The organism is Sphingobacterium siyangense (genome assembly GCF_007830445.1).
Taxonomy (GTDB): Bacteria; Bacteroidota; Bacteroidia; order Sphingobacteriales; family Sphingobacteriaceae; genus Sphingobacterium; species Sphingobacterium siyangense.
The window spans coordinates 1-16,584 of sequence record NZ_VLKR01000057.1 but is presented as its reverse complement, the minus strand read 5'-3'; the positions used below and the strand labels follow the sequence as shown (position 1 = coordinate 16,584).

At 40.0% G+C, this 16,584-nt stretch carries 15 protein-coding genes and 1 rRNA gene; 3 read left to right on the top strand and 13 right to left on the bottom strand.

Annotation, left to right across the window (positions count from 1 at the left end; translation table 11 throughout):
* Positions 1-220, bottom strand: a 220-nt coding sequence (locus IQ31_RS26665; protein WP_483259538.1) for a transposase, incomplete at its 3' end; no start/stop codon positions are given.
* Between the two features lie 474 nt (positions 221-694).
* Between IQ31_RS26665 and IQ31_RS26660 the strand changes: the two genes are divergently transcribed.
* Positions 695-1,513 (top strand): UDP-2,3-diacylglucosamine diphosphatase, encoded by an 819-nt coding sequence (locus IQ31_RS26660; protein ID WP_145331348.1) that lies wholly within the window; start codon positions 695-697, stop codon positions 1,511-1,513.
* A gap of 80 nt (positions 1,514-1,593) precedes the next feature.
* Here the strand turns inward: IQ31_RS26660 and IQ31_RS26655 are convergent, their stop codons facing one another.
* Both IQ31_RS26655 and IQ31_RS26650 read right to left on the bottom strand, forming a co-directional pair.
* Complete coding sequence (locus IQ31_RS26655) at positions 1,594-2,277, bottom strand: metal-dependent hydrolase (RefSeq protein WP_075991738.1); 684 nt, start codon at positions 2,275-2,277, stop codon at positions 1,594-1,596.
* Positions 2,278-2,287: 10 nt separating this feature from the next.
* On the bottom strand, positions 2,288-2,602 hold the full coding sequence (locus tag IQ31_RS26650; protein ID WP_046671896.1) for a YbaB/EbfC family nucleoid-associated protein: 315 nt from the start codon (positions 2,600-2,602) through the stop codon (positions 2,288-2,290).
* 184 nt (positions 2,603-2,786) lie between these two features.
* On the opposite strand from IQ31_RS26650, the gene IQ31_RS26645 reads away from it, so the two are divergent.
* The gene (locus IQ31_RS26645) at positions 2,787-3,413 is read left to right on the top strand and encodes a substrate-binding domain-containing protein (RefSeq protein ID WP_145331346.1); all 627 of its coding nucleotides are present in this window, start codon (positions 2,787-2,789) and stop codon (positions 3,411-3,413) included.
* A gap of 69 nt (positions 3,414-3,482) precedes the next feature.
* Here IQ31_RS26645 and IQ31_RS26640 read toward each other — a convergent pair whose 3' ends face one another.
* Positions 3,483-4,529, bottom strand: a complete 1,047-nt coding sequence (locus IQ31_RS26640; RefSeq protein WP_145331344.1) for a hypothetical protein — start codon at positions 4,527-4,529, stop codon at positions 3,483-3,485.
* A 234-nt stretch (positions 4,530-4,763) separates the two neighbouring features.
* Between IQ31_RS26640 and IQ31_RS26635 the strand changes: the two genes are divergently transcribed.
* On the top strand, positions 4,764-5,345 hold the full coding sequence (locus tag IQ31_RS26635; protein ID WP_075991734.1) for a thymidine kinase: 582 nt from the start codon (positions 4,764-4,766) through the stop codon (positions 5,343-5,345).
* A gap of 255 nt (positions 5,346-5,600) precedes the next feature.
* Here IQ31_RS26635 and IQ31_RS26630 read toward each other — a convergent pair whose 3' ends face one another.
* From IQ31_RS26630 to rrf, 9 genes are all read right to left on the bottom strand, one after another.
* Positions 5,601-8,324, bottom strand: a complete 2,724-nt coding sequence (locus IQ31_RS26630) for a hypothetical protein (RefSeq protein WP_088160749.1) — start codon at positions 8,322-8,324, stop codon at positions 5,601-5,603.
* A 128-nt stretch (positions 8,325-8,452) separates the two neighbouring features.
* Complete coding sequence (gene cls, locus IQ31_RS26625; RefSeq protein WP_120334925.1) at positions 8,453-9,916, bottom strand: cardiolipin synthase; 1,464 nt, start codon at positions 9,914-9,916, stop codon at positions 8,453-8,455.
* 57 nt (positions 9,917-9,973) lie between these two features.
* Positions 9,974-10,663 carry a sulfite exporter TauE/SafE family protein gene (locus tag IQ31_RS26620; protein ID WP_145331343.1) on the bottom strand — a complete coding sequence of 230 codons (690 nt, stop codon included), beginning with the start codon at positions 10,661-10,663 and terminating at the stop codon, positions 9,974-9,976.
* A gap of 9 nt (positions 10,664-10,672) precedes the next feature.
* Positions 10,673-11,095 carry a FixH family protein gene (locus tag IQ31_RS26615; RefSeq protein ID WP_088160746.1) on the bottom strand — a complete coding sequence of 141 codons (423 nt, stop codon included), beginning with the start codon at positions 11,093-11,095 and terminating at the stop codon, positions 10,673-10,675.
* An 11-nt stretch (positions 11,096-11,106) separates the two neighbouring features.
* A complete protein-coding gene (ccoG, locus tag IQ31_RS26610) occupies positions 11,107-12,495 on the bottom strand; it encodes a cytochrome c oxidase accessory protein CcoG (RefSeq protein WP_145331341.1) in 1,389 nt (462 codons plus the stop codon).
* A 15-nt stretch (positions 12,496-12,510) separates the two neighbouring features.
* Complete coding sequence (locus tag IQ31_RS26605) at positions 12,511-13,425, bottom strand: cbb3-type cytochrome c oxidase N-terminal domain-containing protein (RefSeq protein WP_145331339.1); 915 nt, start codon at positions 13,423-13,425, stop codon at positions 12,511-12,513.
* Between the two features lie 3 nt (positions 13,426-13,428).
* The gene (locus IQ31_RS26600) at positions 13,429-13,626 is read right to left on the bottom strand and encodes a hypothetical protein (RefSeq protein ID WP_046671935.1); all 198 of its coding nucleotides are present in this window, start codon (positions 13,624-13,626) and stop codon (positions 13,429-13,431) included.
* 4 nt (positions 13,627-13,630) lie between these two features.
* Positions 13,631-15,769, bottom strand: coding sequence for a cytochrome-c oxidase, cbb3-type subunit I (gene ccoN, locus IQ31_RS26595; protein WP_088160744.1), 2,139 nt, complete (start codon positions 15,767-15,769; stop codon positions 13,631-13,633).
* A 577-nt stretch (positions 15,770-16,346) separates the two neighbouring features.
* Positions 16,347-16,458, bottom strand: a 5S ribosomal RNA gene (rrf, locus tag IQ31_RS26590).
* Positions 16,459-16,584 lie beyond the last annotated feature (126 nt).

The following is a 16,584-nucleotide window of genomic DNA, read 5'->3' as shown; positions in this document are numbered from 1 at the left end:
CGTAGCCAAACACCAAAACTTTCAACAACATCTGCGGATGATAACTGGAGCAGCCTTTTATCTTATAAGCGTCCAATAGGAACTGGATGTTGATCCGGTTGATTACATCGTTAACGATACGTACCGGATGACCTTTGGACACCAGTTCGTCCAAAGTTGGAGGAATGGCCATGATCTGGTCCTGATAGTAAGGCTTAAAAGTAGCTCTTTGAGATGGCATATATCCTTTTTGTTTACACTATAAATATATGAAAATCAAACAGTTAAAACAAATAATAAACCTTAGATAATGCAAAAAAAGAGACTGCCTTTTTGAGACAGCCTCTTTTTTATTGCTCTTACCCCAGTCCTCCGACCTCCCAATATTCTCCTCAATGAAAATCCCCGCTAATATTAATTTCCAATAAACTAATTCATACCGTTTTACAAGACATTTTAATGATTTAATAACAGGAATTTCATCGGTACAAAATAAAAGTATCCTTTTTTTGTAAAAGAAGATAACAGATTTATTGAATGAAAAATCGTGGCATGCAATAATACAAAAAACGGTAAAATAGACCGCTCATGATCGATTCATTTCAGGCAAATCCGTCAAAGGTGAACTATAGTCCTCAACAGCGGGGCAAACAACAAAATCAACAAAGGTTGAGACATCTTTGTAGACATAGATGAATAAACAAATTTATTGCAAATGAAAAGAAGCCTTGATATACTTGTAATCTCAGATTTACACCTAGGTACCTACGGTAGTAGAGCTAAAGAGCTTTTACTTTACCTAGAGTCCGTATCTCCCAAAATACTGATACTCAATGGAGACATCGTAGACATTTGGCAATTTAAAAAAAGTTATTTCCCACAGGAACATCTCAAAGTCATCAAAAAAATCATTGACATGAGCTCTTCGGGCACAGAAGTGCATTACATCACGGGCAACCACGATGAAATGCTGCGCAAATTTACCGATCTAAAATTAGGTAATATCAAGCTGAGCAATAAACTACTTCTCTCACTCAATAATCAAAAAGTATGGATCTTTCATGGGGACGTTTTCGACGCATCCATTCATCATTCTAAATGGTTGGCCAAGTTGGGTGGCTGGGGCTATGACAAACTTATACAGCTCAATAATATCATTAATTACTGCCTAGATAAAATGGGTAAGGAGAAATATTCTCTTTCTAAAAAGATCAAAAACTCGGTTAAAAAGGCTGTCAAGTATATATCGGATTTTGAACATACGGCGACTGAACTAGCGATCGAAAAAAATTACGATTTCGTTATCTGTGGACACATCCATCAACCTCAAATCAAAGAAGTTATAACGCGAAAAGGAACCTGCACCTATATGAACTCAGGGGACTGGATTGAAAACCTCAGTAGTTTAGAATATAAAAATGGAGAATGGAAGCTGTTCTATTTTGAAGAAAACAAAGAACAAATCCTGAAGAATAAAATCATCAATATCCCTCTTTTCAGCCTGGAAGATCTTAAAAAGATTGTCATATCTTAATGAACACAACGCAGATCTGCATAAAATCAAGAAACCAATACAACAAAAAGCCGAGCTAGCTCGGCTTTTTGTTGTATGGTTTATAACTCAAATGTTGAACCGATTTCCGGCAATGACAATGAAATATCCTCATTTTGGAATTTATCCAAAGCTTGTTGTTTATCGATCGTTATTGGCGGAAATGAATCGTAATGAATACCAACTACCCGAGCACAATTCACAAATTCAGCGGCTTTAATTGCATCATCCACATCCATTGTATAATGCCCACCAATAGGCAAAAATGCCCAATCCAGCTTCATGTCTGCCAGCAATTTCATTTCCATGGTTAATGCAGTGTCTCCAGCAAAATAAATTCGCTTGCCTTTTACATTAAAGACAAAACCTACAGGAAACCCACCGTATTGACCATCAGGTGTACTATTGGTATGTGCAGCATATACCATCTTTACCGAACCAAAAGGTAGTTGAACCGTTCCGCCCAAGTTAAACTCGATAACTTTATCATCAGGTACCCCCTGTCTTCTCACCCAGCCTGCCGTTTCAACAATCGCTAAAACAGTGGCACCGCTGTTTTTTTGAATCGTCGCCATATCTGCCACATGGTCCTGATGACCATGACTTAAAAAGATATAATCCGGTTTAATTGTATTTACATCGATTTCTTTTGCAAGTGGGTTATACGTAACAAATGGATCTAAAAGAACCTTCGTTCCGTCAAAATCAAACTCCACACATGATTGTCCGTAATAAGTTGCTTTCATGATAATATCGCTATTGATTAAACAATCCACCTAGTCCTCCTAATCCACCCAACATATCCTTGCTTGCTGCCTGCATTTCTGCCTGGCTGATATTCTCAGCTTGAGCAATTGCCTTATTCAGAGCAACCACAAGCAACTCCTCCAATTCTTCCTTATCTGCGTTTGATAAAAATACAGGATCGATGGTAACCTCTTTTATCTCTTTGTTTGCTGTCGCTACCACACGGATTAAACCACCTTCCACTTCACCAGACACAGAAATTGAATCCAATCTTTTCTTGATTTCCTCCGCCTTTTGCTGGGCTTGAAATAATTTGTCAAACATATTTATATCATTTATTTCAGGCCAATTTACAAAAATCTGCGCATACCTACTATTGCTAATTTACTTTCGCCAATGCCTCCTTTTTTTCTGAAAGTGACTGGTCTTATTGACCAGAAAGAACCTTCAGTTCGCTTTCATTGCGCTTGGTGTCTTCGAAGTCATGAAGGTTTTGTATTTTTGCACCATGCAAAGCAATCAAGAAAAACTAGTCGCCCATATTTTGGACCAGTTGGACCTAAATCCGGCAGCTATTCCAGCTGAAACCTACGACACATTGATTTCAGATCGTCCTCAACTTGTCGACATCGATGATATGATCTCCTATATCAAACGTATCGGGACTGATCTCGATGCCATCGATAAAACAGTTGAACTGGTTGAAAAAATTGAAGACGAAACAAGTATTCTAATCCATAAGCTTAAGTTTATTTCGGCCACTGACAGGCCCAAAGTACTGGTGCTGGACCAAATACAGCCCCTTGAAATAAACCGTTCTGCCTATTTGCAGGAAGCCATAAAAATTGCAGGTGGTATTCCAGTTACGACAGAAAATGAAGCCGATAAAATCATTGTCATCGGCCATGGGGAACAGACATTTATCCAAATCCCGCAATTGTTGAATACGGCAGCTATCGCTTCATCCAAGGCTATCGAACTCGATCAGGTCTTTATTATGACCAGTGAACAATTTGCACAGATTCCCGGATACAATTATTTGAGCGAACTCGAATCCTTAGCCGAAATTCTTCAGCCAAAATATTTTGTATATGGTCATGAAGGAAACGATTGGTTACAATTTCAACTAAGCTAAAGAACCAAAAATATAGGCATAAAAAAACAGCTCCGGTAGAACGAGAGCTGTTTTTTATGTTTTATAATTCTAGTTATATCTTCTCCGTAGGACGTCGTATAATTTTTCAACGGTATGTGGCTTCTCGGCCCATTTATTTTTAATCGCATAATTTGTCTGCAAAAATGCATCCGCTTCCGCGTAGCTTGTAAACCTGTTCAATAACTCAACAGCCTCACTATACGCTAAACTATACCCATTAAACAAATCCTTAATAAATAAGAGTTTGTCATTTAAGCTTATCCCTGCTTTAATGTCTGTGAGCTTATCGCTATTGCCAGATTGATTCACCTGATAAACACGATTCTGAACGCCGGCTTGTTTCTGTTGAGAGATAATTTCATTTAAGGTCAATGGTCTCGCCGGAGCTTCCTCAATGACCGTATTGATTTCCTCCTGAATAAAAACTTCTTGCGGCTGTTCAATAACGATTTCTTTTGGTTCTTCGATTACTTCTGTAACAAAGACAGTCGGTTCTTCGATTTGCGTAGTAGCTTCCTTTTCTGTCGGATAAGCTAATTCCTCCTCTGGGGCAGCTGCAAAAACCGGAGGAATTGCAGCAACTTGAGGTGCAACAGATTCAACAACTTCAGGACTAGACTCTTCCGATTGTATAGGTTCACTTTCAGAAACAAATGGAGTTTCTGGCTCTTTCGATTTTACAGTTTCACTTTCAAAGACAAATGGGGTCTCTTTTTCCTCCACGATCGCTTCCTCATTTCCACGGCTGAAATCTTCAACTGGTTGAGCTTCTTGAACCTCTTTTTGGGGCTGTTCAGCATCAACTTGTTGCGCCGATGTTATAATGGTCGAAGGTGGGGTAAAATAATCGTTGAAAGCAATCTTCTTACTGTCCAAGGCTGCATTACTTAAAGCATGCTGCGATTGACCTTCCTGAAGAACAGCCTTGGTCTTGAGTAAAGTTATGTAAGCCGCTACAGCCTGTGCTTTCGCTTCCAGTGTTACTAATTCGTTAATTTCGGACAAACTCCCCTGCTCTGACAAGCTTAAATACTGTCCATTTAAATCCTGTAATAAATCGCCTATCTTATTAAAAATTTCCTCTTTAGTACCCATAGTTCTTTTTGAAATCACCAATTAATCATTTATAATACTTATACCTTCAACCGACCGAAAAGTGGAAAACTCAATCCTTTGATTTAGAAATATTTGGATTTACCTTCACTTTTTTGCTACCCAAATTTAATATTTAATTCTGATATTAGCAGTGTCAAAAACAGAATATAATGGGAGGTCATTTTACAAAAATCACCTTATTTGCAGACCTTCCGGCAAAATTAAATGAATCAAATGCTTTTTTCCGAACATAATTTGGCTTTGCGCCCCGCTCAATATGGTAGCATTGAAATTGTCTGTGGCTCGATGTTCTCAGGCAAGACAGAAGAATTGATTCGCAGGCTAAAACGAGCACAATATGCACGTCTGAATGTCGAAATCTTTAAACCATCTGTTGACAAACGATACGATGAAAAGTTGGTCGTTTCTCACGATAGTAATAGCATCCCGTCAACACCCGTTGATCATTCTTCAGCGATCCTACTCTTAAGTTCATCTACCCAAGTTGTCGGAATCGATGAGGCACAATTTTTTGATGACGGTTTGACAGAGGTGTGTGTCAAATTGGCAAATAGTGGTATCCGGGTAATTGTTGCCGGACTCGATATGGATTTTCAAGGGCAACCATTTGGCCCAATCCCCAATCTAATGGCTGTAGCCGAACACGTTACGAAAGTACATGCGGTTTGCATGCAATGTGGCGCTCCAGCGAATTATTCCTATCGCCTGACCAAGGATACCGAAACTGTACTTTTAGGTGAAAAAGACGCTTATGAACCACGTTGTAGACCCTGTTATTTCCACTTGAACAAGTAGCCTGATCAAAAAAGTCAACTAAAAATCTGCCAAAAGTGCTATAAGCTCTATTTGGCATAGGATTTGAAATATACTTTATAAATAAGAAGATTAGCGCTATTAATAGCGACAAAATACTTTTCATAATTTAGGTTTATAATTGGTTAGTTAGCACCTCCTTGCCCATCAAGGAGGTGTTTTTTTAAACAAAAAAAGAACGCTGCTCTCTTTGAATGAGAACAGCGTTCTTTTTTGATCAACTCCTATATACAAGGTTTAAGGCTGAACACCGTAGTTTATTACCTTACGGCCAATATTCCCGGTTTGATCCATTCCCTCGACGATTACCTTGTAATTTCCATTTCCGTCGGCATTATAAAACTGAATAGCCGCCTCCCCGGTCTCTGTGATCGAGACTTTAGGATTCCAGTAAATGGTCGTTCTCAAATCGTTTGCAGCCTTTCTTTCCGGCGTATCATATTTTGGAACATAGAACTTCCGCTCTTTGATATACCCCAATGGATACATATCGATTACATTTGATTTAGGCAATAAGCTTTCAATCTCACTCAATGACATCCGTGGTTTCTTCGCTTCCACTTTCTTCGTATAGATTGACACAACACCATTATTTTGATACATTCTGGAGACTGTACCCAATTCATCACGTAAGAAGATTTCGATACCTTCGATATCCGCGACATTGATACTATTCAATCCGGGCTCATCAATAGCCATACCGTTCAGAAAGAATTGAACAGGTGTACGCCCACCCGCATTATAATCACGAGAAACATAATATTTCAATGTCTGTGGATCATAGGTAATGCCCGTCAATACCGTTTGAAGACACATGGTCAACACGTTACAACCGGTCAAACGTTCGGGTTCAATACGGTGTTCAGGCATGGACAGCCCCGAAATAGAAGGAAAATCTTTATTGGTGATTACTTTCTTCACTACAGCCGTCACTTCGACCTCATCCAAGAGAATCGATTTTCGATATTCTTTTCGGCTATTCGCCAAATAAGGAGCAAAAGCTTGGTCTATATTAGGTACAAAATAACTCTTATAGCCATTATTCTTATCGATCTCAGGGTAAAAGCTCTGGTCCATATTAATAACCAAGCTTCGGTAATTGTCATTCGATCGAGCATTAACCGTTACTTTGGACGAATCCGGGAACACAAGATCTTTAAATGTGAATCGTCCATTTTGATCCGTATAAACATCCTTCTTAATATTACGGGAAGGCACCGATAAAAGTAACCCACCATTTGGATAAGGACGTCCCGTATTCATCCGGAGTATACCGGACAATTCGATTCCTTGCTCAGGAAGAAAACTGATCTGCGGCAACTTCTCCGATATAAGCGTCGGGTAGTCAAATCGACGATAGCCCTGCGTCATTAATAAAGCATCTAAAGCCTTATCCCGGTTGGGATTTTTTTCATCAAAATATGAATTTGGGTTCTCTACATTTCCTTTGAGGTCCGAAGTCAACAAAAAGTTGCTCACAATCGATAGATCTGCCTGATCATTATAAGGAACTTTGGATTCGTCTATTACAGCTACTGAATAGCTTCCCGGGAACTTCTGCCCATTGTTGTCTACAGCAAGTTTAAGATTGACCAAGTCTTTAGCCTTATAACTTTGCTTATCGCTGGTAACCTGAATATTTAAAAGTTTTTCGCTTTGAACAAATGCCAAGCGCTCACTAATAGGCTTTCCGTCAGGACTCAATAAGGTTACCTGGACAATACCATTTGGTAAACGCTCTTTCGGAATATTAACCAATGCGGAGGAAGATTTCAAATTCACCTGCGCGCCAAAACAGAGATGTCCATTCGACTGAACCAAAACGTAATAGGATTGCCCTTGGTTTTTTGAAAAATTCTCTTCACTGGTTACCACGGCAAACTCAGCATTCGTGGCATCCTGTTTTACAAAAACAACATTTGCCTTGTCATTGACAACAGCCGGCAATTTGTATTTGCGTTCCTGTCCATTCTCAAACTTCACAACAGCTTGATAATTTTCCCCCGCGAGCGGCAGGAGAGAAAAATAGCCCATTCCAGTTCCGAAGTCCGCAAACTCCGCTACAGACTTGCCCTTTGAATCTAAAATACTTCCTTTTACCTTTAGCCCCTTCCCATCGGATCCGAGAGCTTTAAATGCCACTTTTTTTGCCAATCCGGCGATAATATCTCCCCCTTCAGGAAAGAATTGCACGTCTGCATCCCACAAGGCATTTTTGAGCAAGAAAGAACTAGACAAAGGTTTTTCATTTTTATTCTCCTGAATGCTAATCTTCAGTTGTCCTTTCTCCAAATTTGCTTTTTCCTTTGCAGACAAATTTATCGTTACTTTCCCTAGACCATCCGTCTCACCTTTACCCTTGTCGAACGTTTCCCATCCCGAGACAAACTCCCAATTGATTTTTGAATTGATCATCGGTTTTCCCGTACGATCGCGGAACTGTATGACAGCTTGGGTTTTATTGCCACCAATATTATTTTGAAATTCAATGTTTGTAATCAATTTCTTATTGATAACATCACCGATTGGCACCACTTTATTAAAGAAGTAGGCATTATCAAAGTTGGCCATCCATTTTGTGTAACCTCTAAATCGATAATTGTCCTGCGACATAAATTGAGGATCAAGTACAATCTGCCCATTTCCTACCCCTTTATCCAATGGAATTTTTAGTGTCTGAATCAGGGAATCACGACTGTTCAGTACTTCCACATAAGCTATTTTACTCGGCTCATATTCGGCCAAATTGCGGGATAAATAGGTCGAAAACCAGAGGGTATCCCCCACCGCATAATATGGTTTATCGAAATGTAAATGTACCTTTTCAACTGGGTAGACCTGAAAATATTTCTGAACTCGTTCTACGATCGTATTAATAGGCAACGTAGGTGTAGTCTGGGCATAAGTCGTCCCCATTCCTAACAGTCCTATCGATAAAGTCAATAGTTTTATGTGCTTCATTGAAAGTCTTAGAATAAAAAATGAATAGCTAAATATATTCAATTTTGAGCAAAGACCAACCCCATTGGGGTATTTTTAACATTTATTATACCTATCCATAGGGTCATTACCGACTCTTTAAAGATAATTTAAAGCAATGGAGCCAAAAGCCTACAGATGGAATCAACTCCTCTTTTCCAGCGGCTTCGTTGCATCCATTTTCGGATTGTAATCAGATCTGAGACCTCAATATCAGCTAAAAATTGTGCATTAAGACGGTCGCAAAGCGCTTTATCCGAGACAATTCCCGAGATTTCAAAATTGATGTAAAAACTTCTGATATCTAAGTTTGTCGTACCGATATAGGCAAGCTTCCCATCAATACAGATAGTTTTGGCATGCAGAAATCCCTTTGTATAGAGGTATACGTTGACTCCTCTTTCCAACAGTGGTTTTATAAACGAGAATGAGGCGTGCTGTACAAAAAACGAATCAGACTGGGCCGGCAACATCAAGTCCACACGGACTCCTGAAGATACCGCGAGCATTAAAGCGGTCGTCAATTGATCGCTGGGAATAAAATATGGCGTACACAACTGTACATATTCTTTTGCTTCGTTGATACCGGCAATAATTGCTTCCATATTGAAAGGCGCTGGCGATCCAGGATCACTGGCTGTAAATCCTACTCCACTCGCATCTTCATCGGTAAGGGGAAATCGGTTTAAATAACCTCGGCCCAATTCAAACGATTCCGCATCTGTCTGGTTCCAGCTGTTCCAAAACTGGATTTGCAACGTATTTACGGCCGCGCCGACAACCATCATAGCTGTATCCCGCCAATAAACCTCATTTTTTCCATTATTGATATACCGATCTGAAATATTGATTCCGCCGACAAAACCTATTTTCCCATCGATCACCGCTATCTTGCGGTGATTTCGGTAGTTGCTATTCGCCAAGGAACTAAAGGTTACTGGAAGAAAAGCTTGAAACACAAAATCGGGTTTATGCCGCCGTAAATATTTAATTACATCTGGAGCACCAAAACTATCCAATATCAGACGTACGGTGACCCCAGCTTTTGCTTTTTCTTCTAGAATATGTAAGATCTCCTGCCCTATTTCATCCATTTCCCAGATATAATATTCCATATGAATGGAATGCTGCGCAGCTTTAAGACGATCAATAAGTACCGGAAACTTTTCTTCCCCATTGATAAACAGGGTTACATCGTTGTTGAGGGAGAATGTAGAGATCTTCTGATTTTTAAGGTAGCGGTATACCATGGCCAAACTACCGATCCGCTCATTTAACGTATCAATATGTTCCTCCATAATTTCGGATTCCTTACGCCAGGCATCCAGTAGCTTTTTGGACTGCTCGCGATACACGCGTTTCATCCTTTTGACCTTCTTAAACTTCTGACCAAAGAAATAGTAACTGAGCAAACCGACGACAGGTAAGAAAACAATGACCATAATCCAGGCAATGGTCTTGGAAGGATTACGGTTTTCGATCAAAATCGTCCCGATTACACCAATATAAAGGATGAGTAAGGGAATCCAATAATATTCTAATGCAATCTGTAAAATATGATGAAGTACCTCCATATTGTGTGCTAAGGGTTTTACCAAATATAATACTTAGCATCGACATATTGTTTGTCGTTAAGCGCAGTTTATTGCACCATCGACATGAATGAATGGACTTAAATAAGGAATGTCTAAATTGGCACCCCGGAGTATAAACCAAATTCCCAATAAGAAATAGAGAAAGGGAACCCATTTCGAAAATCCGATTTTGAAAGATCTGGAGAAATTTCCCAGAAAAGAAAACGCAAACAATAGCGGGATAGTTCCTAAGCCAAAACACAACATAAAAAAGAAACTTTGCTGTGGACTGTCTGCATTTATGGACGACATGAGTGCCATGTAGACCATACCACAGGGCAATAAGCCATTCAGTACGCCAGCAATAAAACTTCCCCCCGGTTTATAGAGCCATTTCGACAATAAGCGTACAATTGGCTGCACAGCCTTCGTCTGCCAGCTAGCGATTTTCCGATTATGCTTACCAATAAGCTGGAATAAAGCAATTCCGATCAGAATAATACCTGTGGCCCAGCTCAAACTTCGCTGCCAACCTTGAATCTGCGCAAATGTTCCGATCGTACCGAGTAAAAGTCCTAAACAACCATAAGTCAGTACCCTGCCGGATTGATACAGTATTTTATTGAAGAAAACGTTCCAACCAAACCCCTGCCTTCCTTCAATGGCAAAAATTAATGGACCACACATTACCGCACAATGTATGCTTCCAAACAATCCCATGAAAAATGCAAAATAGGTATAGCTCATTTTCGTAAACTAAAATAAAATATGCTCTTCAAACAAAAAATCTTTACCTACACTCTTCCAGTCAATATACAAATTCCACATTCCTTTATCGAACGTGGAAATGGGCAGTGTATATAAATTACTGGTTGTCTGAAATGGTAATTCTTTATCCAATCGGTTATCCGAAGGTTTTCGGAATAGTAATTTCCCTTTATTTTCTTTGGACACAAAATGAATATATAGGGTATCCTTCCTGATTTCGACGGTTGGCGATTCATTCATCATCAGCACATTTTGCTTCTTATCATAAGCCTGATCATAATTCAGCCCCTGTTCATAGTAGTCATCTTCTTCCAGACTATCCGAATCGTGACTCACCATGTATATTCCTGCTCCGACGATGCACAACATAAATACCGCCAAGGTTAAAAAAATCTTTGTACCCCAATTCATTGTTTTTCATTTTAATTCATACCCGGAGGCGCAATAAAAGTGGTTTTTAAACTTTCCACTTTCTTATCTCCCGAATAGATAGCTAATTTTATATTACTTTTATAGGTCTCCACATCCTTATTCGCGATAATTAGAAAAAAGCTCAGTGTCGCATGCCCATCTTTACTCAATTTTTGAATAGGATTGACCAGTTGAATCTTTAAACGCGGATCATCACAGACCAATTTAAAAGGCATTTCTTTACCAGACTTATTAATCAATTCCAAAGAATACAGATTGCTTATTGTCTTATCATCACGAAGCTGGTAGGTGCTTCCCTTTGCCCGAAGCAATCTTCCATCCACCTGAGAACGATTGAACAACAGAAAACAAAAGACCGACATTAATGCAACCAACACGATAGAATAGGCTATTGCTCTCGTATTGCTTTTTTTCTTCAGTGTTCCTTCAATCTCACCCATTGGATAAAAGCCAATTAACTTTTTAGGCTTTCCAATTTTGTCCATGACAGCATCACAAGCATCAATACAGGCCGTACAGCTTACACATTCTAATTGCAGACCATTTCGAATATCAATTCCTGTGGGGCATACATGCACACAGAGTTTGCAGTCTACACAATCTCCATGTGTCGTCGTTGCATCCTTTTGCTGTTTTCCTCTTGGCTCTCCACGTCTATGATCATATGCAACAGTGATACTTTGGTCATCGAGGAGTACGCCCTGCAATCTGCCATAAGGGCAAATTGCAATACATACAATCTCCCTGACGTACGCAAACACACCATAGAAAACCAATGTAAAGATGATTATTGATATCAATCCACCGATATGTTGGTCCAATGGATCAGTGATGATCTTCATCAGTGCATCAACACCGATGATATAAGACAAAAAGATATTTGAAATGAAAAATGATATGATCAGGAATATACCATGTTTCAAAAACTTTTTCAATTGTTTTTGATCCGTATTGGGTCCAGCATCCAATTTCTTTTGTTGTTGCCAATCACCTTCGATCCAATATTCAATTCGTCTAAATATTAATTCCAAAAAAATAGTCTGGGGGCAAGTCCATCCGCACCATACCCGTCCAAAGACAACAGTAAACAAAACCACACATACCATCACGATTAACATGCCGAATACGAATATGTAGAGATCCTGTGGATAGAACAGATTTCCTAAGATGGAAAACTTTCGCTCAATAATGTTGAACATGAGAAACGGTTCACCATTTATTTTGATAAAAGGAACTACAAACAAGAACAGCAGTAGTGAATACCCAACCCACTGTCTCTTTTTGTAAAGCTCTCCCTGCGGTTTTTTGGCATAAATCCATTGTCTTTTTTTTGACTTAGATCCACCGTTATTGGCATTATTCACGACTACTGTACTCATTGCTATTTCAATTTACTACTCTGCTTTTTTTTCTGTTTCAGCCTGATCTGCTTTGCTCTCATCCGCCGGCTTCTCTCCGCTTGCAGCCTGGCCACCGCCATAGGTTACCTCTTCACCTTGCGGAGCTTTTGGATTAGCAGGGTGTGTATCCCTTAAGGTGATAATATAACTGGCAACCTGTGCGATTTGTGCAGGACTCAACGTTTGTTCCCATGGCACCATTCCTTTATCAGGAACACCATACTTAATGGTTTTGAAGATATCTTTAATCTCGCCACCATGAAGCCAAAACTTATCGGTCAAGTTAGGTCCGATGCCTCCCTCGCCGCTACCACCGTGACAAGCGACACAGTTTGCGGTAAAGATTGCTTTTCCATCAGCTGCCATTTCCGGCTGAAACTCCACGCTACTTTCGTCTACATTGCTCGCAGAAGCAGTAAGATAAGCCTGACGCTCTTTCTCGGCAACGACCATCTCATGTTCATACTCCTGGTCCTGGTTCATTCCGATGCCCGACACCTGATAAACAAATAAGTAAACAAGGCCGAAAAAAATCGTTCCATAAAAAAGGAAATTAAACCAGATCGGAATCGGATTATCCAATTCGCGGATACCATCATACTCATGGTCTATGACAATATCCTTTTCTTCTGAAATCGGTCTGATCCCCATGATCTTGTTCCAGGACCTTTTCATCCAGCCCTTATTCGCCGCCTTATTGAGTTTTTCCTCCTTGGCCAATTCAGGCATGGTAATCTTAATGATGGATTTCATCGCGCGATTGACCATCAATGCCGAAGCGAGAAGAGCCAGCATCACAACGATCAATACAACAATTAAGATATCTGTGTATAAATTATCTGTACCGAATCCTATCGTAGATTGAACAACTTCTGCGGTAGCTGGTGCAGTATCCAATAATAAACTCATATATTATAGACTTTCAGGTGAATGATTCAGTTCCTTTTCTGTTTCATCTTCTTCCAAAGGCAATTCCTTCATATAAGTAACATAGTCTTTTTTCATTCGAAACAACATTATTGCTACTGAAATGAAGAACACCAAGAAGATCCAAAGTGATGCAATTAGATAAAGCTCACTGCCGTTTAGATTTGTTATTTGCTTAAACATAGCTTTATTGATTTGCGTTAACATTATCAGCTACTTTTGGAGCTGCTTTTATATCTGTTCCTAATCGCTGTAAGTATGCAATTACAGCTACAATCTCACGGTCAGCTAACACATTCACTTGATTTTGTTTTAGATCATCAGCAATTTTTTGTGCCTGTTTGGTGAGATCCTGCTCAGCATGTTCAATTTCCGCGTCGGTATAAGGGATTCCCAATTTCCGTAATGCTTTCATTTTATCTTGCAGAATAGAATTATCTAGCTTCTGATCGATCAACCAAGGATATGTTGGCATAATACTTCCTGGCGAGGTAATCGTCGGATCCAACAGGTGATCAAAGTGCCATTTATTAGGATATTTTCCACCGATTCGATGCAGATCTGGTCCCGTCCGCTTCGAACCCCATAAAAACGGTGTATCGTAAACAAACTCTCCCGCCTTACTATACTCTCCGTAACGGGCAGTTTCGGATCTAAATGGACGAATAGTTTGCGTGTGACAGTTTACACAACCTTCTCTCACGTAGAGATCCCTTCCCTGCAGTTCCAATGCTGTATAAGGTTTTACACTCGCAATCGTTGGAACGTTTTTAGAAATTGTAAAAGTCGGCACCATCTCCACCATACCCCCGATGAGGATCGCAATAAGAGCCAGTACCATAAATAAAATTGGCTTACGTTCAAGGCGACGGTGTTGAGACTGTTCGTTTACTTGAACCGGCAATAATGCAGGAGCTTCTGCAGGCTCATTGGCCAAAAGCTTCCCTTTTTGCATAGTTTTGATCAAGTTGAACGTCATTAGGAACACGCCCGATAGATAAAGTGCACCACCTAGTGCACGCATCATGTGCATTGGCAAAATTTCCAATGTTGTCGCAAGGAAGTTTGGATATTTCAAGACCCCTTCCGGTGTAAATTCCTTCCACATCAAGCCTTGTACTACAGCTGCCCAATACATCGGGATCGCATAGAACAAAATACCCAAGGTACCTATCCAAAAGTGGGTTGATGCCAACTTCTTAGAATATAACTCCGTTTTATAAATACGTGGTATCAACCAGTACAGAATACCGAATGTCATAAAGCCGTTCCATCCCAATGCACCTACGTGTACGTGTGCTACGATCCAGTCGGTAAAGTGAGCTATTGCATTCACCTGCTTTAAAGATAGCATAGGGCCTTCGAAAGTCGCCATACCATAACAAGTAAGGGCCACGACCATGAATTTTAACATAGGCTCTGTCCGTACCTTATCCCAAGCACCACGCAAGGTCAACAAGCCATTGATCATACCGCCCCAACTCGGAGCAATCAACATAATGGAGAATACAACCCCTAAAGACTGTACCCAACCAGGTAGCGCCGTATAGAGCAAATGGTGAGGACCTGCCCAGATATAAATAAAGATTAAAGACCAAAAGTGAAGAATACTTAACTTATAAGAGTAAACTGGACGGTTGGCCATCTTAGGAAGGAAATAATACATCATTCCCAAATAAGGAGTTGTCAAGAAAAAAGCAACAGCATTGTGACCATACCACCATTGTACCAGCGCATCCTGTACGCCTTTGTAGACATAATAGCTTTTCCAGCCCGCTACAGGTAATTGGATGGAGTTAACAATATGCAATACGGCTACTGTAACAAATGTGGCAATATAGAACCAAACAGCGACATACATGTGACGTTCGCGCCGTTTGATAATAGTACCGAACATATTGATTCCGAATACGACCCAAATGAGGGTAATGGCGATATCAATAGGCCATTCCATTTCGGCATACTCATGGCTTGAAGTAAGACCGAGTGGTAGTGTAATAGCCGAGGCAACAATAATTAATTGCCAACCCCAAAAATGGAGCTTACTCAAAGCATCACTGAACATTCTTGCTTTAAGCACCCGCTGTAAGGAGTAATAAACTCCCATAAAAATACCATTACCTACGAAAGCAAAAATCACCGCATTGGTGTGTACAGGACGTACACGGCCAAATGTTGTAAATTGCAATCCAAAGTTCATCTGGGGCCAAACAAGCTGCGTCGCCACAAGCAATCCTATGGTCATACCAACTATTCCCCAAATAATGGTAGCGATTCCGAAATTCCTGACAATCTTGTTGTCGTAATTAAATTGCTCTAACTGCATTACTTAAATTGTTGATTCTGGTTCAAAAGTAAGCAGCAATTTATGACAATTTAATGATGGGGAATGCGTACAAAAGTGATGTACGTCACTTTTGTATTACCGCATTACAATGCTTAGTTACTAATTTCGGCTGCTGGTTCTAAATGACTTAGCGAAAATTGAGATCCTGAAAGGTACTTTTCACCAGTAGATCTGACATCAAAAGTGACCATAATCACATTTCATACCGTACAGTGCGCTATTTTAATGGCAATATGGATTGAAATCAATGTTATATTCACAAATTTATCCCGAAAACATCGAGGACTATCGGAACGAAGCGAATTGCATCTATAGCGTATCAAATCTCATCAAAGTGGCAAACCTTAATCTTTCAATGTATTGAACTGTAGCCAGTGAGCCAAAGCTTTTTCGAAAAGGAGCAGTGATGGGATGAGCTTGAGCAGGCACAGTGAAGGCTCTAGGGCAACGCCGGTCGGGGAAGTACGGAGGATATGCAATGTCTTATACATGGAAATACGGAAGTACTTAAACGAAAGAAGCCCTTGACTGTTTCCAGCAAGGGCTTCCGTGTAAAAAAAGGCACCGACCTACTCTCCCACCTGTTACGGCAATACCATCGGCTCTGGCGGGCTTGACTGCTCTGTTCGGAATGGGAAGAGGTAGACACCGCCGATATAGGCACCTAAAAATCTTTATTGGATGATCTATGATATTCTTATCATGTGATTCATGCCAAATGACATATTTATTGAAAGAGTTACGTTTCCTGTTTGTTTCTTAAAAATTAAAGAGGAAGACAACAGTGTCTGTCT